The organism is Vibrio sp. Hal054, assembly GCF_037162405.1.
GTDB lineage: Bacteria > Pseudomonadota > Gammaproteobacteria > Enterobacterales > Vibrionaceae > Vibrio > Vibrio diazotrophicus.
Genome location: NZ_JARLUT010000002.1, coordinates 757,521 through 779,748, shown reverse-complemented (window position 1 = coordinate 779,748; position 22,228 = coordinate 757,521). Strand labels below are relative to the sequence as shown.

Here is a 22,228-nt window from a genome sequence, read left to right as displayed (position 1 = left end):
CTTTGTTGAATCAACAGCCGAAAATACTATGTCAAATAAGTAAGATTTGTTTTAAATTGAGCAAAATATTGTTTATCAGTTGAAGCGCAGATCAACAACAAGATGACGTCATGGAGGACGTATGCTCATTCGTAAAGTATCGAGTTCAGATATTGATTCAATGGCTCGGATCTATAATCACTATATTGCTACCACCACCATATCTTTCGAAGAATTGCCTGTAAGCACAGAAGAAATGACCAACCGCGTTGAAAACGTGTTGAGTCTGGGGCTGCCTTGGATCGTCCTAGAGCAAGACGGTGAGGTGAGAGGTTATGCTTACGCTAACCAGTGGAAAGCCCGCAGCGCATACCGCTATACCGTTGAACCGTCCATATACGTTGCCCATGAAATGAAAGGCAAAGGTATCGGTCGTTTACTTTATGGCGAGCTATTGGAGATATTGAAAAGCGCGGGTTTCAAAAATGCTGTTGGTTCTATCGCTCTTCCTAACCCTTCAAGCGTGGCTTTGCATGAGCGCATGGGGTTTAAGAAAGTTGGCGAGTTTAACAATATAGGATTTAAATTTGATCAACAGATCTCAGTAGGTTACTGGCAGCTAGAATTTAACAGCTAGAGCGACAATCACGTTAGTGAAGATAAGATTGCTGATCCTATTAACCACAGTGTCATGTCGGGTGTTATTTGTTGAGCCTGTGGCTCGCTTTGTTTAAAATGGCCTACTTTTTTTATATCAGGTCATAAAAATGAGCGAAAACAACTCTAAACCAGCTTTACCAGATCATCTATCAGGCAATCCACGCAGCCCACATTTCGTTGCTGAGTGTTTTGAACACCATATTGGTATTCGTCTTAACGGTAAAGAGCGTACTGATGTTGAAGAATACTGCATCAGTGAAGGTTGGGTAAAAATTCCTTCACCAAAAGCGAAAGATCGTTGGGGTAACCCAATGCTAATCACTCTAAAAGGTGAAGTAGAAGCTTTCTACAAGTAAGCCGCTCTTCTCTTTGGCGAATATTCACTATTCGTCACTTGAATTGGATACATGGGGTGCAAGCTCTATGTATCTTTCTCCACAGTTTTCATTTCCTATAAACCTCCTAGTACGAAACTCGCCTCTGTTGTGAATAGTTATCGTGACATCGTCACTTGTTGTTTGTTGTTACCTTCGAATGATCGCCGTGTTTGTTTTTCAACTGACTAAAGCAATCCCAACCATTATTTATATCGCTGATCTTCAACTGTAATTTTCAACGAGTTTCGCTTGCTGAAACTTCCTGATATCCAATAGAGTGCTAGGCTTAAATAAAGTGTGAAATCAAGTTATTGCCAATAGTTGTTTGAGAATATGGCTTGATAGCAAGCAGTTATTGAAGGAAGGGAAAACAATGAAACAACATGAAAAAATCAATTACGTTGAATATGCCGCGAAAGATTTAGTTGCCACTAAGACTTTTTTCTCTATGGTTTTCGGCTGGGAGTTTATTGATTACGGACCAGACTACGCTGCGTTTTCAGATCAAGGGATTGATGGTGGCTTTTACAAAGCAGACGCTTGCAGCCTAAGCGCCAACGGCGGTGCACTACTGATCTTCTACAGTGCCAACATTGAGGAGACATTAGAGAAAGTACTGCTTAATGGGGGAGATATCGTGCGTCCTATCTTTGAGTTTCCCGGAGGTTGCCGTTTTCACTTTACAGAACCTAGTGGCAATGAGTTTGCTGTTTGGTCCGAAGGTTTAGGTGAACAATAACGGCTAAACGCTGGTAGTGAAGTCATGCACAAATGATTGGTTTTACAAAATCAGGGCCAAGCAACTGGGCAGAAAACTATCTCTTCGACTTCTTATGAATAACGGTAAATCAACAGGTTAATTTATTTTCTTGTTGAATCTTTGTTGCATAACTATTACGTTCAGTAAACGATGATGTTCTCCCTCCAAAGAGAGAACATCTGTCTCGCTTACAAGAAGTAAAAAGGGTCAGGGATAGTTGTGGTAACGATTGAGAAATACAGCCCAATCAGGGAAGAAGAAGCCAGCCTATTGAGTGTTCTAAGCGACCAAGCTCAGTTTACGGTCAGTAATGTTCTCAAAGTGGTTGAACAGTTAAAAGAGACCGAACATCCCCACCTTATTATTTTTGAAGATAAAGCAGTCGGCTTCTTTTTGCTCGATCTGGATTACTCTGAGAAATATCAGTTTGGACAGCATAGGGCGATAGGCGTAAGAGCTTTGTTGGTCGACCAAAAATATCAAGGCAAAGGTATTGCGACCCAAGCCATTAAAGCGTTACCAAGCTATGTGACGAAGCACTATCCCGATTATGAAGTCATGCAGTTAACGGTAAATTGCCGCAATAAGGCCGCTTATGCGTGTTATTTGAAATGTGGTTTTGTGGATAGTGGTGAGTTGTATATGGGTGGACCTGTCGGCCCACAACACATCATGCATTTCAGTTTATAGATAAAAGCGTTAAGTATCGTGTTTAATAAATCGTTGGAGCCAATCAGATGGAATTAAAAGTCTTTGTGGTGGATGCATTCACTGATAACAAGTTTCAGGGAAATTCAGCCGCAGTCGTGCCCGTAGCTGAATGGCTTTCTAGCGAACTTATGCAAAATATCGCGGCGGAGAACAACTTATCAGAGACGGCATTTATCAAAGCTCTGGCACCCAATAGATACCAAATACGTTGGTTTTCGCCACTGACGGAAATTGATTTTTGTGGGCACGCAACGCTGGCCGCATCTTATGTTCTTTTCCAATTTTTAGGCTGTGAAGGACAGATTGAGTTTGTTACTTCACAAGTTGGTGAGCTTCAGGTTAACCAGCGGGATGACGGACTAATTGAAATGAGCTTTCCAAATCAGCTCCCACAAATCATTGAAGATATCCCAGCTGCATTGCTGGAGGGTTTATCGATTAAGCCAGTAACAGTGCTCAGAAACAGGCAAGCGTATTTCGTTGTTTTGTCGAGCGAGCAAGATGTGCGAAATGTGGAATATTACAGCGAACAACTTAAGTTATTAGCACCCTATGATGCAGTGGTGACGGCTCAATCGGAAGGCGAGTTCGATTTCATTTCACGATACTTTTGGCCAGCAAACGGCGGAGATGAAGACCCTGTTACCGGTTCGATTCACTCAGGACTTGCTCCTTACTGGGCTGAGCAACTCGGAAAGCGTGAACTTGTTGCCTATCAGGCATCAAAACGTGGTGGAGTGCTTTATTGCCAAGTGACTGATGAGCGAGTGCTCGTGTCCGGATTTGGTGTGCTTTACTCTCGTGGAACTATTTACATTTAGCTCCCAGAGAAATACGTGGCAGAGCTAGGAAGAGAAAGATGAATTCGAAAGCAGACAAAGTGGCGGGGAGTTCTCCAGCATCACCTTGTATTCGTCAATGTTGTTTGGATGAACAAGATATTTGTGTTGGGTGTTTTCGAACGATAGAAGAAATCATTCATTGGAGTGCGTCTTCTAACGCAGAAAAAACTCAGATTATAGAACGATGTAAACAGAGAAAAGTACAACGAAAACGTTGTTAATAAAAGAGAGTGTTGGAGTAACTATGACCGTTGAAATTCGAAGGGCTGAGCCATCAGATGCAAGAGCCATCAAACAAATTTATGAATGTAAAAACGCCTATTCGAGTACACTCCAACTCCCTCATCCATCGCTGACTTTGTGGGAAAAGCGTACGACGGATGTGCCAGATAACGTGTTTGTCTATGTTGCGTTAGTGGATGGAGAAATTGTTGGCAACTTGGGTTTTGAAGTTTGCACCAGCCCACGCAGGCGTCATGTGGCTTCTCTGGGTATGGGAGTGAAAGACGATGTTCAAGGCCGTGGCGTTGGTAGCGCGTTGCTTGCCACTGTGATTGATCTGGCGGACAACTGGCTGAATCTAAAACGGATTGAGCTGACGGTATACAGTGACAATGATCGGGCGATTAACTTATATAAAAAGTTTGGGTTTGCTGTTGAAGGTGAATCGAAGGCGTATGCATTTCGTAATGGTGAATACGTCTCTGCCTACCATATGGCGCGGGTATTGGATTGATTGTGAGGATGTATGATGATCACCATACGAGAAATGGATATTTCTGATTATCAACCCGTGATTGAGTTGTGGGGACAAACCGACAACTTGTCACTCAGAGACGCTGATTCTGAGCAAAACATCGCTGCGTATTTAGAGCGAAATCCTGCACTCAGCTTTGTCGCTCTTGATAGCGATACCATTGTTGGTGCGGTGCTTGTGGGCACAGATGGACGCCGCGGATATTTACAACACCTAGCGGTAGATGATCGCTATCGTGGGCAGAGAATTGGGCAGAGGTTGGTTGATCAATCCATTCGCGCATTGGCGGAGCTCGGCATCTCGAAAACCCATTTATTTGTCTTGAATGAAAATCATAGTGCCAAAGGGTTCTACGACAAACTGGGTTGGTATCCGCGCAATGAGATAACTATGTATTCGTTTAATAGTTCAGACAACTTAAACGTCTAGCCAATATCTGCTCAAACTGAAATAGAAACGGCGCCAGTAGCGCCGTTTTTTAATGCTTTCGAACTTAATACAACTGTCGTGATTACCACATCAAGTCATCAGGTACGACGAAATCTGCATACGGATCATCTTCTGCTGGAATATCCGCTTCAAGTGCTTTTTGTTCGATGACAGTGTTGTCATCACGCATGGCGATCTTGTTTGCCACACCACTTGGAATCACTGCGTAAGTCTCTTCGTAACGAGCAATCGCGACAATACCTTTGATCAGTTGATCGCGGATCAGTGATGTTACATATAGAGACTTCACAAGCGTTCCGTCAGTGAAGTTGTACTTGATATCGCCATCAGCAATGTCAATTTTGTTCATTTCTACTAACTGCTTAATTTGAGCGCTGATTTCTTTGCTTAGACGCTGCTCTTTTTGTTGCAGACTCAGTTCCTTATCACGTTCTAATTGAGCGCGTTTGTTCTCTTCAACCGCCGCTTTAACTTCACGCGCCTGCACACGAGATTTCTTCGAACCTTTTTTTGCTTTTTTTAATTTTTTCTCATTAACCAAGCCTGCTTTAAGCATCTGTTCTTGGAGAGTTAGCTTTGCCATCGATATGTCCAGTTCCTCAAATTTGTGCCATTTTAGCGGCTCAGGCCAAGCAAATAAAGCATCGACTGACATTGTTATCTTTTAGCGTCAACTGAGTGAATGGCGTCACCTCCCAATACCGCATCTTATTGTTCGAGATGTGATATTTATGCATTGCGAGTCCATGCACTGGACGTTATATTCAAATTTTGGCTCGTACCATTTAATAAATTTCCACGTGGATCTGAGATATGGAATTAGAGTTATTAGAAGAAAAACATTTCCAATCACTTTTTGAGTTTGAGAAGAACAACCGTGACTGGTTTGAGCAATTTGTGCCTCCAAGGCCACCAAGTTATGAGAGCTTTGCTAGCTTTCGCGATATCACGAATAGTTTGATTGAGCAGCATGAGGAAGGCACCGGATACTTCTACGTGGTTGTTGAAGACTGCGAGGTGATTGCCCGCGCAAATATCATTGATGTAACGGATGACGAATGCGAAATCGGTTATCGGGTTTGCCAAAAGTGGAGCGGTAAAGGTGTTGCCAGCTTTGCTGTGAAACAACTGATTGAAATTGCTCGTGATGAGTTGGATCTTAGATTGCTAACGGCAAAAGCCGCTACTAATAACCCTGCCTCTATGCGTGTGCTTGAAAAAGCGGAATTTGTTCGCGTAGGACAAGAGAAGAATGCGTTTGTGCTTAATGGCAAAACGTTGACTCTTGCCTGCTATGAGAAAACCCTAAATTAATCAACTCAATTCGTCTCAACATGGTGGCTGTTTAGGAGTTATTCAGCCACTTGATCATGAGAGAATCCCAACTTCACTTCTGAATAAGCATCGATGATGTGCTGAACATCTGCTGAGTTACCACTTTGGATGCGTCGATAGTGGTTTAATGTAGCCTTCAGGTATTTGTCTGCTGAAGCGGCTTGTTGTTCACTGTTGCAATGCCAAATACGGCTGCCCGTTATCGCGACGGGTATTCTTTCTTCCGTTTTGGTTGAGACGTATATGATTTCGTAGAAACGACTATTCTCTTCAAGCAGTACTTCATCTATCAGTCCGAAATCGAGCTCAATCAGTTTTTGCCGTAAGGCGAATTGGTGATGGACTGGGCACAACAAGAAGTCGATTGTTAGATTTGAATCCTGACGGCGTATTTCACTGATGAAGTGCATCATCAAATCACCACCCACACCGGCAATAATTACCAGATGTTTACCTGAGTACTCTTCTAGAGGTAGTTTGGCGACATCTAAGCAGTGGGTATGCCATTTAGACGATGAATGAGCATAAAAGCGCTGTAGTTTACTTTCTACCTCTGCCATTAGGCTTGGGACAATATCAACAAAATGGATATTGGCTGCTGTTTGTCTGTTTAGTAAGGAAGCGCCAAGAAAACCGTGGTCACAACAGCAGTCCCAAATATGGTCATAAGATGCTGTGATCATCTGGTCAATTTGTTTGAGTCGTTTGCTGAGTTTCAACTAATGTACCTAAAACCTATTTCAACGGGCGCATTCTAGAGGTTTTTTACACGTTAGAAAACAGATAACAAGGTAGCGAGTTCAGGTGCGATATGTGGTGAGAGGATGAAGATCATTCGGGGCATCTGTTTGCCCCGAATTCTGTCTTTGAAGGTTATTCGAGTTCGACTGGTGGACGGAAGACCATCTCATGCATCACCACATCTTCTGGAAGTTCTAAGATCTGGTTGATGGTGTAGGCAACACTCTTCGCACTCATATATTGAGGGCGTTCTACTTCGCGGAAGTTAGTGTCCGTACCGCCCGGAAATAGCGTTGTTACTTTAATGCCATGTGGCTGAGCTTCCTTCATGAGTATTGAGCTGAAACCCGCAAAGCCTTGTTTCATCGCTGTGTAGACGCTCATGGTTTCGTTGGCGCGTTTTGCCACTGTGCTAACGACATTAATAATGAATCCCTTCTTCAACGGTTTCATTACGGTCAAGGCTTCTCGGCTCAACAGAGCAGGAGCACGCAGATTTACTGCATACTGGTGATCAAATTCTTCCAGAGTGAACTCTTCAATGGCACATTTTCTCGAGTTCATGCCAGCGTTGTTGATTAACACATCCAGTTTGCCTAGCTGATGATAGGCTTTGTTAAACATCTCGACCGTTTGAGTGGCACAACTTAAATCTGCCTCAATGGTGAAGCATTGAGTCTCCGCTTGTAACTCGGCAAGTTTGTCGGTGTTTCTGCCAGTCGCAACAATCTTATGGCCTTTCGAAGCCAGTAATTTTGTGAGTTCATAGCCGATGCCGCTAGTCGCTCCGGTGATTAGGATATTCATAGCTATTCGCTTTTATAGACAAGGTGAGTGATGTATAGATAGTGTCAGTATCCGGCTTCTTCGTAAAGAGAGATACGTACCGTAACGCAATGATTATGAGGTGAAATGGGTTTATTAAAGGTCTAGCTTTGTGGAAAAGCGTATCTTGAAGTCAAGCTTAGGAAGGAATACGATTGTTTCTAACTAAGGAGCGATGAACGTTTTTACACATTTTTCCAAAGCGACGGATGTCATCGAAACCAGGCTCATTGCCTCTATTAATTTGGTACTGCCAATAGCTTAATTCGGAATCCACAAGCTCCATAAGTTTCTTAGGGCAGCCTATACAAGTGTTGTCGGTACCACATTTAAAGGTGTCTTCATTGTATAAAGGAAACTGTTTTTTCACTTCATCAATGATTTGCTGCATGGCTGTAATTCTATCGGGCTTTTTTGACACTTGAGTTCTCGCTACACCTAGCAGCTAATTCCATAGTCATAGTAGGGTAATCGAGATGGTGTGTGATTAGCAACAACATAAGGAAATGAAATGTCTTCGATTTATCTTTTCGATTGGGGCGATACACTGATGGTCGATTATGTCGATGCAATCGGGAAAATGTGTGACTGGCCGAGCGTTAAAGCGGTTGATGGCGCTTTGGAAGCATTGGAGATACTTTCTCGCAAACATGATATTTATGTCGCGACAAACGCAGCGGATTCTCGTGAACAAGATATAAAAGCCGCTTTCCAACGGGTAGGGTTAGCACCATTCATCAAAGGTTATTTTTGCTTTGAAAATATAGAGTTAAACAAACAAGACCCTAACTTCTATATAAACATTGCCAACAAGCTAGGTGTACCTCCAGAGAGCATCACTATGGTTGGTGATAACGAAGTCAATGATGTTGCAACAGCAGTTAAAGCGGGCTTGAATGCAGTTTGGCTCAGTCATTCGGGCGCTAAGCATTCATCCTATAGAACGATTACCTCGTTAACCGAGTTAACTCGTATTTAAGCCGTAACAATAAAAGGAGCACATAGTGAAAACCATTGGAATGTTGGGTGGAATGTCGTGGGAATCTACGGTGAGTTACTACAAAGCGATTAATGAAGGTGTCAAGCAGGCGTTGGGTGGTTTGCACTCTGCGAAGATAGTGCTTTACAGTGTGAATTTCGATGAAATTGAGCAATTACAACGAGTTGGCGATTGGGATCAAGCGGGTGTTATTTTAGGTGACGCGGCTAAATCCATACAGGCGGGTGGAGCAGATTTTTTGCTGATCTGCACCAATACTATGCACAAGGTTCTCCCGCAAATTGAAGAGCAAATCGATATTCCTGTTCTTCATATTGCTGACGCAACGGCAAACAAGCTCATTGAAGATGGCATTTCAAAAGTAGGATTGCTTGGTACGGCTTTCACTATGGAACAGGATTTCTACAAACGTAGGATCAGCGAAAAATTTGGTATTGAGGTGATCGTACCTGAGCATGAAGAGCGTGAAGTCGTACACCGAGTGATTTATGATGAGTTGTGTCAGGGACAGATCCTTTCCGAATCCAGAGAACACTACATTACCATTATTGATAATTTACGCCGTGCAGGTGCCGAAGCGGTGATTCTGGGCTGCACGGAAATTGCCCTGTTGGTTGAACAACAACACACACAAGTAAAGCTTTACGACACGACAAAAATTCACGCTGAAGAAGCCGTAAAGCTAGCGCTTTCCAACTAAAGAATCCCCCATCTAAGAAGCCGCCAGTACAATGTGCATCTTGGAGTGGTCTGCGAAAAGAGGATGTAAATACAAAGCTATGTTTGAAGGTTCTTCTAGGTATAGTCTGCCTATCATGGTCGTCATTGCATTGATGTCGGCGTCGATTGGGCTGGTGTCTTCTATACCTCTCGCTGAGCTTTTTATGTCAGCAGCGGCAATTATTGTTTTAAGAAAGCGCTTTAATGTGCAAATCGTCATTCCCAATTCGCTTCTGATGTTTATCCAAGTGATATTAGGTATCAGTGTTGGCGCGACGATCTCATTAGGCGAACTTTCCCATACCTTGAATCCTGCGGTGATTCTTGGTTTAGTGATTTGCCTAATATTGCAAACAAGCTGTAGCTATTGGTGGCTTCACCACAAAGAAAAATGGAATCCGTTTGAGTCCTTACTTGGCGCTGTCCCCGGTGCCATGGCTGCCATTTTGGTCATTAGTGAATCGGGGAATAAACCGTCGCCAAGAGTGGTATATTCTCACTCGGTTCGTTTGATCATACTGATTGTTTTAGCGGGCTTTATTTCAAACACTACAGCTGACGTAGCGATTGAGCATACGATGATTGGTTGGCAACAGTGGGCGTTACTTATGGGCGTCATTGCCGTCAGTATGATTTGCGGTAAGCTTTCGCTACGATTCGGTATACCAGCACCGTATATGATTGCATCGCTAGTGATTGCTGCTTTTTGTAACAGCTATATCACGACGATAGATTTATCTGTGCCGTCGTTCATTGTCATCTTTGCCACTGGTCTGCTCGGCTCATTGATTGGCGCTCGTTTAGCTGAAACCACTTTGCGTGAGGCGATGTCCTATTCAAAGGCGGGTGTGTTTGTCACTGCCATTGGTCTTCTTGTTGCAGCAGTGACGTCTTATGTTGCATCTCATTTATTAGGCTTAAGCTGGGTCGTTGTGCTGTTGGCCTGGGTGCCGGGAAGTGTGGAAGCAATGACGGCCGTTGCTCTGCTGCTTGGATTGGAACCTGCGTTCGTCATGGTAAATCATGCGATTCGACTGTTACTGCTTTACACCTTGCCTGTTGTGTTGAAAAACCGATTGGAGCAGTTGAGAGAACAGCAGTAGTGTTTTGAACATTATTGTTGGACTTAAAAGCTCAGTTGTAAAAAAGCCCGCTATTGCTAGCGGGCTTTTGCCTGTATGACGCTAAATTATTTAGCGAATACGTCTTTAAAATCACGCTTCAGGATTGGGTCACGACGAGCTTTCTTAAGCTGTTTCGCCATGTCTTTCACACAATCGTAAAGAACTTTGTCAAGCAACTGAGCGCGGTACTGTTCTTTGTCTTCTTCTGTCATATCTTTTGGTAGTTGAATGCTTGGAAACTCTTCCATCACATTGATACCTGCAAACGCTTGGCTAACAGAAATAAGTGCATGAAACTGCTCAAAATTATCCAAAATGTTTTGCGCACTCGCTGGAAGTTCATCCCAAGCTTCACGAACAGCTTCTTCAGAAACTTCGTGGATAGATGTCACCATTTGGTACATCTCTTCTGGTACTTGGTCGAATTCGATTACTTGGCGTAACTCTGGAGAGATGGCTTCTAAGTCCACTGTCGTTACTTCGTTTTGAGTTGTCTCAGACATGAAAAATTCTCGGTAAGAAAAACTGTAATGCTAGAAATTTTGGGTGAAATGTCAACATAAGCTTTTCATTATTAAGCGGTGAAAGGCTATGAAAGTTATGCTATACGTAACTATATGATTGTAATAGAAAGAGATTAGCATGGTAGCTTCCGGTTCCTCGATGCGGATTTTGTTGGTTGATGATGTTCAACTAGACAGAATGCAGCTTGCGATTCGCTTAAAACAACTTGGTCATAATGTCGAAGCTGTTTCCAGTGGACGCGAAGCTTTATTGCTTTACCCGCAGTTTGATCCCGAGCTTGTGCTGTTAGATATATCAATGCCTGACATGGATGGTTTTCAACTGTCACAGGCAATACGCTCAAGTTATCCTAATGACTGGATTCCAATTATTTTTCTCAGTGGGCATGATGAACCCGCTATCATCGCGCAAGCGATAGAGGCTGGTGGCGATGATTACCTGACTAAGCCCGTTGATAAGCTGGTTCTTAACTCAAAACTTCTTGCTATGCAGCGCATTGCCAATATGAGAAGGGAACTGAAACGCACCAGTGCGAAGTTAGAAGAGCTCAACAGAGTGTTGCAGCATCAAGCCAATGAAGATGGTTTGACTCAGGTGTTTAACCGTCGTTTTATGGATGAGAAGCTCAAAGAGATGATCTCTTGGCATGGTCGCCATGGTGGGGCTTTTACGGTCATCCTGTTTGATGTCGACCAATTTAAGCCGTATAACGACAACTATGGTCATATAGAAGGCGATCGTTGCTTGTACACTATAGCGCAAGTTGCCAATAGACTGTTTTGTCGCAGCGGTGAATATGTTGGTCGTTATGGTGGTGAAGAGTTTGTGGTCATGCTTTCTCATAACGAAGAGTGTGAGACTGCTGCGGAACGAATTCAAATGGCAATTCATGAACTGTGTTACCCACACGCCTTTAGCACTATTTCCAATTTTGTCACGGTTTCCCAAGGGGTAGCTTCCGTTACTCCAACGGGAAGAGAAACGTTATCTAATATCTATGAAGTGGTAGATAAAGCCTTGTATCAAGCCAAAATACAAGGCCGAGATCGTTATGTGATCAAGCAAATTGACTATAACTGAGAGCTAGGACTTATAGTTTGCTAGTTTTTGTTTGATATTTTCTCGCAAAGCTTTGTGGGCTGGGTTCTTCAGCTCTCTTTTGTGATAGACCAAGTGATAAGGCGCTAGATCTGTTTTTATTGGGCACTCTAAAACTTGCAGATCCAATTTGTCCGCCCACTTTTGTGCAAAAGACTGATTCACAAATGCCAGTGCGTCGCTTTGTGAAGCATGAAGGATAAGCCCTGCGATAGACCCACTAATGATATTGGTTTTTCTTTCTTCAATGGGCTCTTGAGTAATTTGTTCAAATCCGCGCAGATTTTCCCACATAGCGGAATTAAGCACGTGAAGTTCCTGATAGTACTCCTGCTTGGTTATAGAACCTCTGATTCGTGGATGATTTTTTCGGCAAACCACCACAAGAGGTTCCCGATGTACTTCTTCTATCACGAATGAACTGTCTTTCATCAAAATCGTGTCGATGATTAGATCGGCTTTTTGCTGACGCATGTGTTCGAACAAGACATTTTTATCTTGTGGAGATTCAGTAAAAGTAATGTTATCCATTGGCCAAAGGCAGTGAAGTATCGCTTCATTACAGTAGACATTAAAGTGTTCTCGCATGTGCATCGCATTTTCGATAATGTCTAAAGCCTGACGAAAAAACGGTATCAGTTGATAACCTTTTGTCGTTAATTCTATTCCCCGTCCATTTTTAACGAACAAAGTTTGTCCGTATTCTTTTTCTAATCGCTTTATTGCAGAACTGACAGCAGGTTGGGTGAGGTTCATCTGTTCAGCTGCTTTTGTATACGAGAGGTTTTCAGCAACAACCAAAAATGTACGTACTAAATTGAGGTCCATAATCCAACCATGCATAAATTTGATTTATGCATTATAAAACAAAAGGTGGATTGTTTCTCGTTTAAATTAGGTTTAGTCTACCTTTGATATGTGCATGTTTGAATAGACATTTCTAATTCACTAACCGTCAAATGGAGTCTTTATGAGTACAGGTGCTAAAAAGCGCTCAAGCAAGTTGCTGCTAAATGCATGTACACTTGCTATCGGAGCTGCTTCCGCAACCGCTTACGCGGCAGAAAAGCCAAACATTTTAGTTATCTTTGGTGACGATGTTGGTTACTGGAACTTAAGTACTTACAACCAAGGTATGTTGGGCTACACAACTCCGAACATCGACAGCATTGCAAAAGATGGTGCGAAGTTCACTAACTTCTATGCTCAGCAAAGTTCTACTGCTGGCCGTAGTGCTTTCATTACAGGTCAAATGCCAAAACGTACAGGCTTAAGTAAAGTAGGTTTGCCTGGGGCAAAAGAAGGTATTTCTGAGAAAGATCCAACGATTGCTACTATCTTGAGAGACATGGGTTATGCAACCGGTCAATTCGGTAAAAACCACTTAGGTGACCGAGATGAACACTTGCCAACTAACCACGGCTTTGATGAGTTCTTTGGTAACCTTTACCACTTGAACGCAGAAGAAGAACCAGAAAATGTGGACTACCCACAAGATCCTGAGTTTAAGAAGAAGTTCGGTCCTCGTGGTGTGATTCACTCATATGCTGACGGTAAGATTGAAGATACTGGTGCTTTGACCCGTAAGCGAATGGAAAACGTGGATGGTGAGTTCCTTGAAGCTGCTGAAGGCTTTATGGAGAAACAGGTAAAAGCGAAGAAACCGTTCTTTACATGGTTTAACACCACTCGTATGCACAACTTTACTCACCTTCCAGATGAGTACAAAGGTGCTACTGGCCATGGCTTCTATGCTGATGGTGTGAAACAGCATGATGACCAAATTGGTCAAATTCTGCAGAAAGTTAAAGATCTAGGCATCGAAGACAACACTATCATCGTGTATACCACTGATAACGGCCCTATGATCAACCTATGGCCAGAAGCAGGTATGAGCCCATTCCGTAGTGAGAAAAATACGGGTTGGGAAGGCGGCTTCCGTGTTCCAATGATGATTAAATGGCCTGGCCACATTGAAGCAGGTCAGACTCTAAATGGTATTACTTCCCTAGAAGATTTCTTCCCTACATTAGTTGCTGCGGCTGGTAACGACAAAGTGAAAGACGAGCTTCTAAAAGGTAAGAAAGCGGACGGCAAGTCATACAAGGTTCACCTAGATGGCTATAACCAACTTTCTTACTGGACTGGTAAATCTGAAGAGTCAGCACGTAATGAGTTCTTCTACTGGAGTGATGACGGTGACTTATTTGCTTTGCGTCAAGGCAAGATGAAGTTCCACTTCAATATCCAAGAGAACGAAACTGGTCTGGCAATCTGGCAGAAACCGCTGACTAAACTGCGTGTTCCAATGATGTATGATTTAAGTATCGACCCATTTGAACGTGGTGATACAGGTATTGGTTACGGCCAATGGCAGTACGAGCGTTCATACTTTATGGCTCCTGCTGTGGCTAAAGTGGCAGAGATGATGGAAACGTTTAAAGAGTTCCCACCACGTATGGAAGCGGGTTCTTTCGTTCCAAAATAACCTAATTGGTTGTAATTTAATGGTGGCGCTCTACGGAGCGCCCTATTTTGAAATAAGGACGTATAAATGACAAAAACCTCAATGCGCGCTTCAACAATGCTGGATGTGGTAGCGTTAAAGTCAGCGTATAAAGATTTAAGTGATAAACCTCAATACCAACGTCGTTTTCACGTGATGGCAAAACCGGGCGGCGCGAAATGTAACATTGACTGCCAATATTGCTTTTACTTGCATAAAGAAGATCTGCTTCATCAGCCAAAACAACCCAAAATGGATGATGAAACCTTAGAAGCCTTTGTGAAGAGCTATATTGAGAGTCAAGATGGCGAAGAAGTTGTCTTTTCTTGGCAGGGTGGGGAGCCGACTTTACTTGGTCTGGACTATTTTCGCCAAATCGTATCTTTGCAAAAGAAATATCAACCGCAAGGTGTTCGTATTGAAAACGACCTGCAAACTAACGGCATCTTGCTGAATGATGAATGGTGTGAGTTTCTTGCGCAGAACAACTTCCTTGTCGGTCTTTCAATCGATGGTCCGGAAGAGATCCACAATAAATATCGCGTCACACGTAGCGGTAAACCAACCTTCCATTTGGTGATGAACGCCGTTGAGAAAATGAAACAGCATGGTGTACGTTTCAATGCGTTGGTTACCGTGAACAATCACAACGTCAAATATCCGCTTGAAGTGTATCGCTTTTTAACTCAAGAACTCGGAGTTACCTACATTCAGTACAATCCCGTTGTTGAACCAAGCGATTTCAAAACCACGGCGCCACAATTCTGGAATGAGAGCATGATTCCAGCGGTAGGCAGTGAACTTGCTAAACCGGGACACCCTATGTCGGTGGTAACGGACTGGTCTGTAGATGCTGACGACTGGGGGCAGTTCCTGATTGCGACGTTTGAAGAGTGGGTGAACAACGATCTTGGTCGAGTGTTGGTTAACCTGTTTGAAACGGCTGTTGCTCAAGTGATGGGTAAACCTTCCCAGTTATGTATTACCGCGGAGTTTTGCGGTAAAGGACTGGCTATTGAACACAATGGTGATGTGTTTAGCTGTGACCACTATGTTTACCCTGAATACAAACTCGCCAATGTTAAAGATCTCCCATTGAATGAGATGGCTTTCTCTGTTCGACAACAAGCCTTTGGCACCGCAAAACGTGACTCTTTGCCTAAATATTGTAAAGAGTGTCCATACCTGAAATTGTGTTGGGGTGAATGTCCGAAAAACCGTCTGTTAAAAACGCCTGACGGCGAAGAGGGGCTAAACTATCTTTGCCCGGGCATTAAGGCCTTCTTTGACTACTCGTTACCGATCTTAACGGGCATTTCTGTCTTACTTGGGCAAAATAACAAATAGATTGAACAACATATTGGCTTGGACAAAACGACTTAGTAGGAAACAACAATGGCAGCAACTGACGATATGACTAATCAAGCCCACTCTGATGTGGTGAAATTATTAAACTATTTAGATTCACAAGTTGTTGGTCAGAAATCGGTAGTCAAAGGAATTTTGCTTGGCCTATTGAGTAGCGGGCACGTTCTGTTGGAAGGTTTACCGGGAACGGCGAAAACTCGTTCCGTTAAAGCGCTGGCGAATGCCCTGTCTATTTCATTTGGCCGAATCCAGTTCACACCCGATTTGCTGCCTTCTGACGTAACAGGCACTGAGGTGCTGCAGGAATCAGAAGGTAAATCGTCACTGCATTTCCAACCGGGGCCAGTGTTTAACCAGATTGTTCTGGCGGATGAAATTAACCGAGCCCCTGCCAAAGTTCAGGCGGCACTGCTTGAAGCAATGGCAGAAGGCACTATTACGGTTGCAGGTGAGACTCACTCCTTACCTGAGTTGTTCATGGTTCTGGCTACTCAAAACCCAATAGAGCAAGAAGGTACGTATCCTCTGCCTGAAGCTCAGATGGACCGTTTCCTACTCAAGGTGTGTGTCGATTACCCAACCCATAGTGCTGAACGCGATATTATCCGATTAGTACGTCAAGAAGAGACGGGGGAATGGTTTTCTTCAGGCATTGAACGAGTCTCTATTGATCCTGCTTGTATTACTCAGGCTCGAAAAGAAATTACAAAAATTGAGCTGTCCGAGCTGGTGGAAACCTATATCGTCAATTTGGTGATGGCGACACGTGAGCCGGAGCAGTATCCAGAGTCGAAGTTGTCTAACTGGCTTGCCATTGGTGCAAGCCCGCGTGCTTCGATTGCTTTAGACAAGTGTTCACGAGCACTCGCTTGGTTAGAAGGTCGTGACCATGTGATTGTTGACGACGTACGAGCCGTGGCACCGATGGTAATGGGACACAGATTGAGCTTGTCTTATGAAGCACTCGCCGATGGTATCAGTCAGCAAGATTTGGTCATGGAACTACTGGACGTCGTCAATATTGGGTAATTGATATGGATGATAAGCAAGATCGCTTAGACCCACGGATTTACGTTGACATCAAACAGCTCAATCGTACGCAAAGCCACGTATCCAGCATTAATTTATTAGGTGCTCGTTACTCTCGCGCACAAATGTCAGGGCGCTATCATTCCCATGCTCGCGGTCGAGGTCTGAATTTTGAAGAGTTACGTCACTACCAAAAAGGTGATGATATTCGTCAGATGGACTGGAAAGTGACCCAACGAACGGGAAAACCGCACGTCCGTAGTTATACCGAAGAGAAAGATCGTCAAATTATCCTCTGTGTTGATCAACGCAGCGCTATGTACTTTGGTTCGGTAAGTCATATGAAGTCTGTGGTGGCAGCTGAAATTGCAGCACTGATGGGTTGGATGGCGTTAGCACAGAATGACCGTGTGGGTTTTCTCATTTGTGACCATCAACGATTTCATTGGCGTTCAGCAAAACGAGGTGGTAAATCGTATCTACTCGGTCTGAATGAACTGGTGGAAGCTAACCATAAGCTTAATGTCGACGTGCAAAACTCTGCCACTGTCGGTATGAGCCACTGGCTCAAAGCGCTACAGGCGAAAAAATTAAAATCAGCCACTTTCATCATTATCAGCGACTTTACCGATGCCGATGACCAGACGCTTCGCCAACTGCAATATTTGCATCAACACAACGATGTAATCAGTGTCTTTGTCTCTGATCCTCTAGAATCGTCTATGCCTACACATAACTCGGGTTCACCTTGGGTTATCGGAGATGGCGAATATCAGTTTGCTTTGGAGCAAGGAAAACAGAGCGAAAAGGCTTACGAAACCTTGCAACAACGTCATGAAGAAAAACGTGCACAACTGAAAAAGCTGATGGCTGCTCAAAAACTGCCTTGTATAGAAATTGGTACTCATGGTGATCACTTTGTTGAGCTCGCCAAATTTCTGGAGGTGATGAAGTGATCCCTAAACCGCCAGACAGCTACATGCTAAGAAACATTCGCGATGTTGAGTTGCCGGAAGTATTCAGTTGGTTTCCTCAGACGATAGGCTGGAAAATCGTCTTTACCTTGATTGCGTTGTACGCTGCTTATCGCATCTATCGCTACGCAAAGCACTGGTGGCACAACCGTTATCGTCAAGAAGCGATAGATGCACTTTTGTCTCTCACTCCTGATGACGCCAATTGGCCCTATCAAATGGTTAAGATAGTGAAAGCTGTAATTGTGTATCTGGACAAAGGAAACGCGGCTTTGTATGGGGTGAAACTACTGGCTCAAATGGATTACTTATCTACAGATAGCTCGTCTGAAAAACACAGTTCTGCTGGAACACAAACGGTTTTTCAACATGATGATATATGTCTTCAATGGTTGGCTTGTGTCGAAAATTCCAAGTTGGAAAAGCCGAATTTTGACCGTTTGCGCAGTGGCTTAGTTGTTTGGCTCAAAACGCATCAAGTGAAACCGGAAGGTGAGCATGAGTAGTATTGAATTTGCGCACCCTTGGTATTTTTTATTGTTGCCACTTCCTTTGCTGGTGTACTGGTTGGTTCCGGCTTATCACAGCCGTGAAAGCGCAATTAAAGTGCCTTTCTTTTCTCAGATCCTTGAAGCGTTAAATGAATCGCCGAGAGAAGCGGCAGGTTTGCTTACTTCCCAATGGTGGCAAAAAGCCACGCTGTTTATTTCTTGGTTATTGATTGTGACGGCTTTGGCGCATCCAAGCATTTTGGGAGAAGTTCAAACCAGAGAAGAGTTTGGCCGTGATGTCATGGTGGTGGTCGACTTGTCCGGTTCGATGGCAGAACAAGATTTTACAACAGACGGAAAAAGCTTAACGCGTTTGCAAGCGGCAAAACAGGTATTGAAAGAATTTGTGGATAACCGAGAAGGTGACCGTTTTGGTTTGATTTTGTTTGGCGATTCCGCATTTGTACAAACGCCATTTACCGCAGATCGAACCGTGTGGCTGAGTTTACTTAACGAATCCGATGTTGCCATGGCAGGACAGAGCACTAACCTTGGTGATGCGATGGGGCTTGGTATTAAAGTGTTTGAGCAGAACCGCGATCCAGAACAGCAAAAAGTAATGATTGTACTGACTGACGGCAATGATACAGGCAGTTTCGTTGAGCCTATTGATGCAGCCAAAATAGCTGCGGCTAAAGGCATTAAAATCTACATGATTGCAATGGGTGACCCTGAAACTGTCGGTGAGCAACCGCTGGATATGGACGTGATAGAACGGGTATCCGCTCTGACCAAAGCACGCTCGTTTACTGCGATTGATCAACAAGCACTAATTGATGCCTATAAGCTGATTGATGAACTGGAACCGCAAACTTATAGCACGGCAACCTACCGCCCTAAAATCAGTCTTCATCATTATTTGATTATTGCTTTATTCGTTATGCATCTGTTGGTGTTTGGCGCACTCACCATCAAACGTATTCGAGAGGTGCCAAATGAGTGATTGGCAGCTTGAATGGCAATATCTTTTGCAGTTTCATTTTTTACGCCCTTGGTGGTTACTGGCCTTGATACCATTGGCAGTGATTTTCTATTTGCGTTGGAAGGTGAGCTCTGATGAAAATCGCTTTGCTTTTTTCCACCTCATCTACGCAATGCCTTAACCGTGCAACGTTCAGGCTGGACAAATCAATTGCCGCTCAAAATGCTTATGCTGTTGCTTGTCCTGTCTGTTCTGATCTGTGCTGGCCCAGCATGGCAAAGACAAGCTTCTCCATTTGGTGAAGATTCCGCGTCGCTGATGATTCTGCTTGATAATAGCGAAAGCATGCAGCAGAAAGATGTGGCACCGAGCAGGTTGGAGCGAGCAAAACACAAGATCACTGATTTAACCGAGCTGCGTGCTGGTGGTAAGACAGGACTGATGGTGTATGCGGGCAGCTCTCATGTGGCGATGCCGCTTACCAAAGATAATCAGGTGATATTTCCATATTTGTCGGCGTTAAACCCAGACATCATGCCACTTGCGGGGAAGGCTCCTCAAACAGCGTTACCTTTGTTATCACAGCAGATTGAAGCCAACAAAGGCAACTCAATCCTATTAGTGACGGATGGCGTTGATGCCAATGCGGTCAACGAATTTGAACGCTATTTTGAAACTCAGCCTTATCAGCTACTCATTCTCGCAATAGGTAACTCAGATGTTACCGTTGATTCACCAATGGATTTGGCATCTTTGCGCACACTGGCAGCAAAGAGCAATGGTAAGTTGATTGAAATGAGCATTGATGAAACAGATGTAACGCAGCTTAATAGCCAAATAGAGCGCTTTATGCTTATTAACAGTGATTCATCCATGCCATGGCAAGATGAAGGTTATCGCCTGTTATATCCACTAGTATTGCTGATGTTGCTGTGGTTCCGTAAAGGCTGGCTGGTGAAGTGGAGCTTGGTGTTGGTAGTGAGTATGCCCTCACTTATGCCAAATGCTGCGAACGCTGCTGGTATGGTATCGAGCAAAACAGAATCGACAGTTACCACAGAGCAAACGACGTTATGGGACAAAACCGAACAGTGGTGGATGGATTTATGGCTAACGCCTGATCAACAAGCCCAGCGATTGTTTAATCGTGGCGATTACAAGCAAGCGGCTGCTCACTATCAAAAGCCTCTGAACAAAGGCATTGCTTACTACTACGCGGGTGAATTCAAACTGGCGCATTCTGCCTTTATGCAAGATAACACCCCGCAAGGGCTTTATTACGCGGCTAGTGCACTAGCCAGACAGCGTGAATATGTAGCGGCTCGTGCTCTGTTAAGACAATTGAACGAGTTGCCCGATCTCGATAGCGTTTTGCAACAGAATATCGCTCACAACCTTAAAGCTATCAGTGCAATTATTGATGAAATCAACATCATGAGTGAATCTCAGGCTAACAGCATGGATATGGATCAGGAAGTTTCCATTGAACTGCCTGATGGCCAACCTCAAACTGCTGACGGTGCTGACGAGAATACTACGCAGGAAAATATGATTCAGCAAAAGCTCAGCGCAGACGATATCTTAGGTGACCCAAAGCTTGCAGAAGTATGGTTGAAGCGTGTAGAAGCCGATCCAAGCCGCTTCTTACAGTCCAAGTTTCAGATTCAGTACAATCAAGCGGGTTCTGAAGTGAACAGAGCGGAGGGTACGGGAAATGATTAAGTGGACTCAGCAACGCATTTCAGAATTTATGCGTGCGATGACATTAGTGTTGTTGCTGATTTTGAGCGGAGTGACATTCGCTGACGAGTCGCAGCCTACACAAGTGACAGTGAAAACTTGGCTTGGTAGCAAACCGACAGATGAACTGCAAGTGTTTGCACCTACTCAACAAATCATCCTCAATATCGAAGTGTCTACTAACACTTGGTATACCGCAGGCACAAAAATTTCATCGTTAGAAATACCCGATGTATTGGTCAAACGTCGCAACCCTTTTGCTGTGAACTCTTCGCAGCGCGAGAAAGGACAAACATGGTCTCGTCAGTTGTGGGAAGTGGTTCTGTATCCGCAGAAAAGTGGCGACTTTATTGTTCCGCCAGTCTCTCTTGAGGTACAAGTTGCCGGTTCTAACGGCGACAAGCAAAAAGTTACTTTAGAGACAACTCCTCAGCAATTTAGAGTGGAACTTCCGAGTGCTGAACTTGGCGGGACGCAAAGTTGGTTTGCCGCCAGTGATGTTAAGATCAAACAAGATTGGCAAGTTTCTTCAGATGAACCTAAAGTTGGCGACACTATCACTCGCGTAATTGAAGTTCAGGCGCAAGATTCTCTATCAGTGTTATTGCCGAATTTAATGACTAACTCAGTCAATGACGCATGGCAGGGGTACCCGAATCCACCCGAACTAACGGATACTCAAAGCCGTGATGGTTACTTATCAAAACGTAAAGATAGTCTCACTTATGTTTTGCAGCAGGGTGGGGACATTACTTGGCCGAGCTATGAAATTTGGTGGTGGAATTCGGAAAAGCAAAGCTTGGAGAAAATTACGATAAAAGGGTACAAGGTGCATGTTAAGCACACGTTAGCCTCATGGCTAAAAGCTTATCGTTATATGATTCTTGGTGCCGCTTTGGTTCTGTTTACGCTGGTAATGGTCATGCTTGCCGCCCGTCGTTATTATCGTACGCATCCATCTCCTGCATGGGTGAAGTATTACTTATCTGTGTTTAAAGGACAGTGGCCGCTTGCGCGCGCTTTGCTATACAGAAAAGTACGCAAGACGTCTGGCAGTTTAGAGATTGCCAATACAATGCCAGAACACTTACAAACCAAGTCTTTGCAAGTTCAGGCTGGTGGCGTTAACCGTGTTGTTATGTCGACATTATGGCAGAACGTAAAACGCAAAGTTAAACGCAAAAGAATGATACCGAAAGCGTTACCGGAGTTGGATTGCATTAAGAAATAGACA

General features: G+C 43.9%; 26 protein-coding genes and 1 pseudogene. 21 read left to right on the top strand and 6 right to left on the bottom strand.

Going from position 1 to position 22,228, the window contains the following annotated elements:
- The first annotated feature begins 121 nt into the window (after window positions 1-121).
- The 8 genes from P4S58_RS19525 (at window position 122) to P4S58_RS19490 (ending at window position 4,515) form a co-directional block, all read left to right on the top strand.
- Window positions 122-616, top strand: coding sequence for a GNAT family N-acetyltransferase (locus P4S58_RS19525; protein WP_042485812.1), 495 nt, complete (start codon window positions 122-124; stop codon window positions 614-616).
- Between the two features lie 130 nt (window positions 617-746).
- Window positions 747-995: a DUF3297 family protein gene (locus P4S58_RS19520; RefSeq protein ID WP_042485816.1), complete on the top strand. Its 249-nt coding sequence runs from the start codon at window positions 747-749 to the stop codon at window positions 993-995.
- 394 nt (window positions 996-1,389) lie between these two features.
- Window positions 1,390-1,755: a VOC family protein gene (locus tag P4S58_RS19515; protein ID WP_102985785.1), complete on the top strand. Its 366-nt coding sequence runs from the start codon at window positions 1,390-1,392 to the stop codon at window positions 1,753-1,755.
- A gap of 240 nt (window positions 1,756-1,995) precedes the next feature.
- Window positions 1,996-2,466: a GNAT family N-acetyltransferase gene (locus P4S58_RS19510; RefSeq protein WP_337165283.1), complete on the top strand. Its 471-nt coding sequence runs from the start codon at window positions 1,996-1,998 to the stop codon at window positions 2,464-2,466.
- 47 nt (window positions 2,467-2,513) lie between these two features.
- On the top strand, window positions 2,514-3,308 hold the full coding sequence (locus P4S58_RS19505; protein ID WP_337165282.1) for a PhzF family phenazine biosynthesis protein: 795 nt from the start codon (window positions 2,514-2,516) through the stop codon (window positions 3,306-3,308).
- A gap of 38 nt (window positions 3,309-3,346) precedes the next feature.
- A complete protein-coding gene (locus tag P4S58_RS19500; RefSeq protein ID WP_337165281.1) occupies window positions 3,347-3,550 on the top strand; it encodes a DUF1289 domain-containing protein in 204 nt (67 codons plus the stop codon).
- Window positions 3,551-3,573: 23 nt separating this feature from the next.
- The gene (locus tag P4S58_RS19495) at window positions 3,574-4,065 is read left to right on the top strand and encodes a GNAT family N-acetyltransferase (RefSeq protein ID WP_042485826.1); all 492 of its coding nucleotides are present in this window, start codon (window positions 3,574-3,576) and stop codon (window positions 4,063-4,065) included.
- A gap of 15 nt (window positions 4,066-4,080) precedes the next feature.
- Complete coding sequence (locus tag P4S58_RS19490) at window positions 4,081-4,515, top strand: GNAT family N-acetyltransferase (protein ID WP_337165845.1); 435 nt, start codon at window positions 4,081-4,083, stop codon at window positions 4,513-4,515.
- Between the two features lie 82 nt (window positions 4,516-4,597).
- Here the strand turns inward: P4S58_RS19490 and P4S58_RS19485 are convergent, their stop codons facing one another.
- A complete protein-coding gene (locus tag P4S58_RS19485; RefSeq protein WP_042485978.1) occupies window positions 4,598-5,119 on the bottom strand; it encodes a DUF2058 domain-containing protein in 522 nt (173 codons plus the stop codon).
- Window positions 5,120-5,349: 230 nt separating this feature from the next.
- Between P4S58_RS19485 and P4S58_RS19480 the strand changes: the two genes are divergently transcribed.
- Window positions 5,350-5,850 carry a GNAT family N-acetyltransferase gene (locus tag P4S58_RS19480; protein ID WP_337165279.1) on the top strand — a complete coding sequence of 167 codons (501 nt, stop codon included), beginning with the start codon at window positions 5,350-5,352 and terminating at the stop codon, window positions 5,848-5,850.
- Between the two features lie 38 nt (window positions 5,851-5,888).
- Here P4S58_RS19480 and P4S58_RS19475 read toward each other — a convergent pair whose 3' ends face one another.
- The 3 genes from P4S58_RS19475 to P4S58_RS19465 all read right to left on the bottom strand — a co-directional run bounded on the left by P4S58_RS19475 (window position 5,889) and on the right by P4S58_RS19465 (window position 7,858).
- Window positions 5,889-6,590: a tRNA (adenine(22)-N(1))-methyltransferase gene (locus P4S58_RS19475; RefSeq protein WP_337165278.1), complete on the bottom strand. Its 702-nt coding sequence runs from the start codon at window positions 6,588-6,590 to the stop codon at window positions 5,889-5,891.
- A 154-nt stretch (window positions 6,591-6,744) separates the two neighbouring features.
- Window positions 6,745-7,419 carry an SDR family oxidoreductase gene (locus tag P4S58_RS19470; RefSeq protein ID WP_102939599.1) on the bottom strand — a complete coding sequence of 225 codons (675 nt, stop codon included), beginning with the start codon at window positions 7,417-7,419 and terminating at the stop codon, window positions 6,745-6,747.
- A gap of 157 nt (window positions 7,420-7,576) precedes the next feature.
- On the bottom strand, window positions 7,577-7,858 hold the full coding sequence (locus tag P4S58_RS19465; RefSeq protein WP_337165274.1) for a hypothetical protein: 282 nt from the start codon (window positions 7,856-7,858) through the stop codon (window positions 7,577-7,579).
- 90 nt (window positions 7,859-7,948) lie between these two features.
- Between P4S58_RS19465 and P4S58_RS19460 the strand changes: the two genes are divergently transcribed.
- From P4S58_RS19460 to P4S58_RS19450, 3 genes are all read left to right on the top strand, one after another.
- Complete coding sequence (locus tag P4S58_RS19460; protein ID WP_337165273.1) at window positions 7,949-8,416, top strand: HAD family hydrolase; 468 nt, start codon at window positions 7,949-7,951, stop codon at window positions 8,414-8,416.
- A 25-nt stretch (window positions 8,417-8,441) separates the two neighbouring features.
- Window positions 8,442-9,137, top strand: a complete 696-nt coding sequence (locus P4S58_RS19455; RefSeq protein ID WP_337165272.1) for an aspartate/glutamate racemase family protein — start codon at window positions 8,442-8,444, stop codon at window positions 9,135-9,137.
- Between the two features lie 79 nt (window positions 9,138-9,216).
- The gene (locus P4S58_RS19450; RefSeq protein WP_337165270.1) at window positions 9,217-10,260 is read left to right on the top strand and encodes an AbrB family transcriptional regulator; all 1,044 of its coding nucleotides are present in this window, start codon (window positions 9,217-9,219) and stop codon (window positions 10,258-10,260) included.
- Window positions 10,261-10,346: 86 nt separating this feature from the next.
- On the opposite strand, the gene P4S58_RS19445 is transcribed toward P4S58_RS19450, so the two are convergent.
- Window positions 10,347-10,784 carry a DUF3069 domain-containing protein gene (locus tag P4S58_RS19445; RefSeq protein WP_042485846.1) on the bottom strand — a complete coding sequence of 146 codons (438 nt, stop codon included), beginning with the start codon at window positions 10,782-10,784 and terminating at the stop codon, window positions 10,347-10,349.
- Window positions 10,785-10,923: 139 nt separating this feature from the next.
- Here P4S58_RS19445 and P4S58_RS19440 point away from each other — a divergent pair, with 139 nt between their 5' ends.
- A complete protein-coding gene (locus P4S58_RS19440; protein ID WP_042485849.1) occupies window positions 10,924-11,886 on the top strand; it encodes a GGDEF domain-containing response regulator in 963 nt (320 codons plus the stop codon).
- A gap of 3 nt (window positions 11,887-11,889) precedes the next feature.
- Here the strand turns inward: P4S58_RS19440 and P4S58_RS19435 are convergent, their stop codons facing one another.
- A complete protein-coding gene (locus P4S58_RS19435; protein WP_102985790.1) occupies window positions 11,890-12,732 on the bottom strand; it encodes a LysR family transcriptional regulator in 843 nt (280 codons plus the stop codon).
- A gap of 142 nt (window positions 12,733-12,874) precedes the next feature.
- Here P4S58_RS19435 and P4S58_RS19430 point away from each other — a divergent pair, with 142 nt between their 5' ends.
- The 8 genes and pseudogenes from P4S58_RS19430 to P4S58_RS19390 all read left to right on the top strand — a co-directional run bounded on the left by P4S58_RS19430 (window position 12,875) and on the right by P4S58_RS19390 (window position 22,225).
- Entirely contained in the window at window positions 12,875-14,392 is a 1,518-nt protein-coding gene (locus tag P4S58_RS19430; RefSeq protein ID WP_102965230.1) for an arylsulfatase, read from the top strand.
- 66 nt (window positions 14,393-14,458) lie between these two features.
- Window positions 14,459-15,757 (top strand): anaerobic sulfatase maturase, encoded by a 1,299-nt coding sequence (locus tag P4S58_RS19425; protein WP_337165266.1) that lies wholly within the window; start codon window positions 14,459-14,461, stop codon window positions 15,755-15,757.
- 66 nt (window positions 15,758-15,823) lie between these two features.
- Window positions 15,824-16,807, top strand: coding sequence for an AAA family ATPase (locus P4S58_RS19420; RefSeq protein WP_181461007.1), 984 nt, complete (start codon window positions 15,824-15,826; stop codon window positions 16,805-16,807).
- Between the two features lie 5 nt (window positions 16,808-16,812).
- Complete coding sequence (locus P4S58_RS19415; RefSeq protein ID WP_102965232.1) at window positions 16,813-17,763, top strand: DUF58 domain-containing protein; 951 nt, start codon at window positions 16,813-16,815, stop codon at window positions 17,761-17,763.
- Window positions 17,760-18,287: a DUF4381 domain-containing protein gene (locus tag P4S58_RS19410; protein ID WP_102965233.1), complete on the top strand. Its 528-nt coding sequence runs from the start codon at window positions 17,760-17,762 to the stop codon at window positions 18,285-18,287. The genes P4S58_RS19415 and P4S58_RS19410 overlap by 4 nt, the downstream gene beginning before the upstream one ends.
- Window positions 18,280-19,275 (top strand): VWA domain-containing protein, encoded by a 996-nt coding sequence (locus P4S58_RS19405; protein WP_337165263.1) that lies wholly within the window; start codon window positions 18,280-18,282, stop codon window positions 19,273-19,275. Before P4S58_RS19410 ends, P4S58_RS19405 begins: the two co-directional genes overlap by 8 nt.
- Window positions 19,268-20,976: pseudogene (locus P4S58_RS19395) on the top strand (VWA domain-containing protein). Before P4S58_RS19405 ends, P4S58_RS19395 begins: the two are co-directional and overlap by 8 nt.
- Window positions 20,969-22,225: a hypothetical protein gene (locus tag P4S58_RS19390; RefSeq protein WP_337165260.1), complete on the top strand. Its 1,257-nt coding sequence runs from the start codon at window positions 20,969-20,971 to the stop codon at window positions 22,223-22,225. The pseudogene P4S58_RS19395 and the gene P4S58_RS19390 overlap by 8 nt, the downstream one beginning before the upstream one ends.
- Window positions 22,226-22,228: the final 3 nt, after the last annotated feature.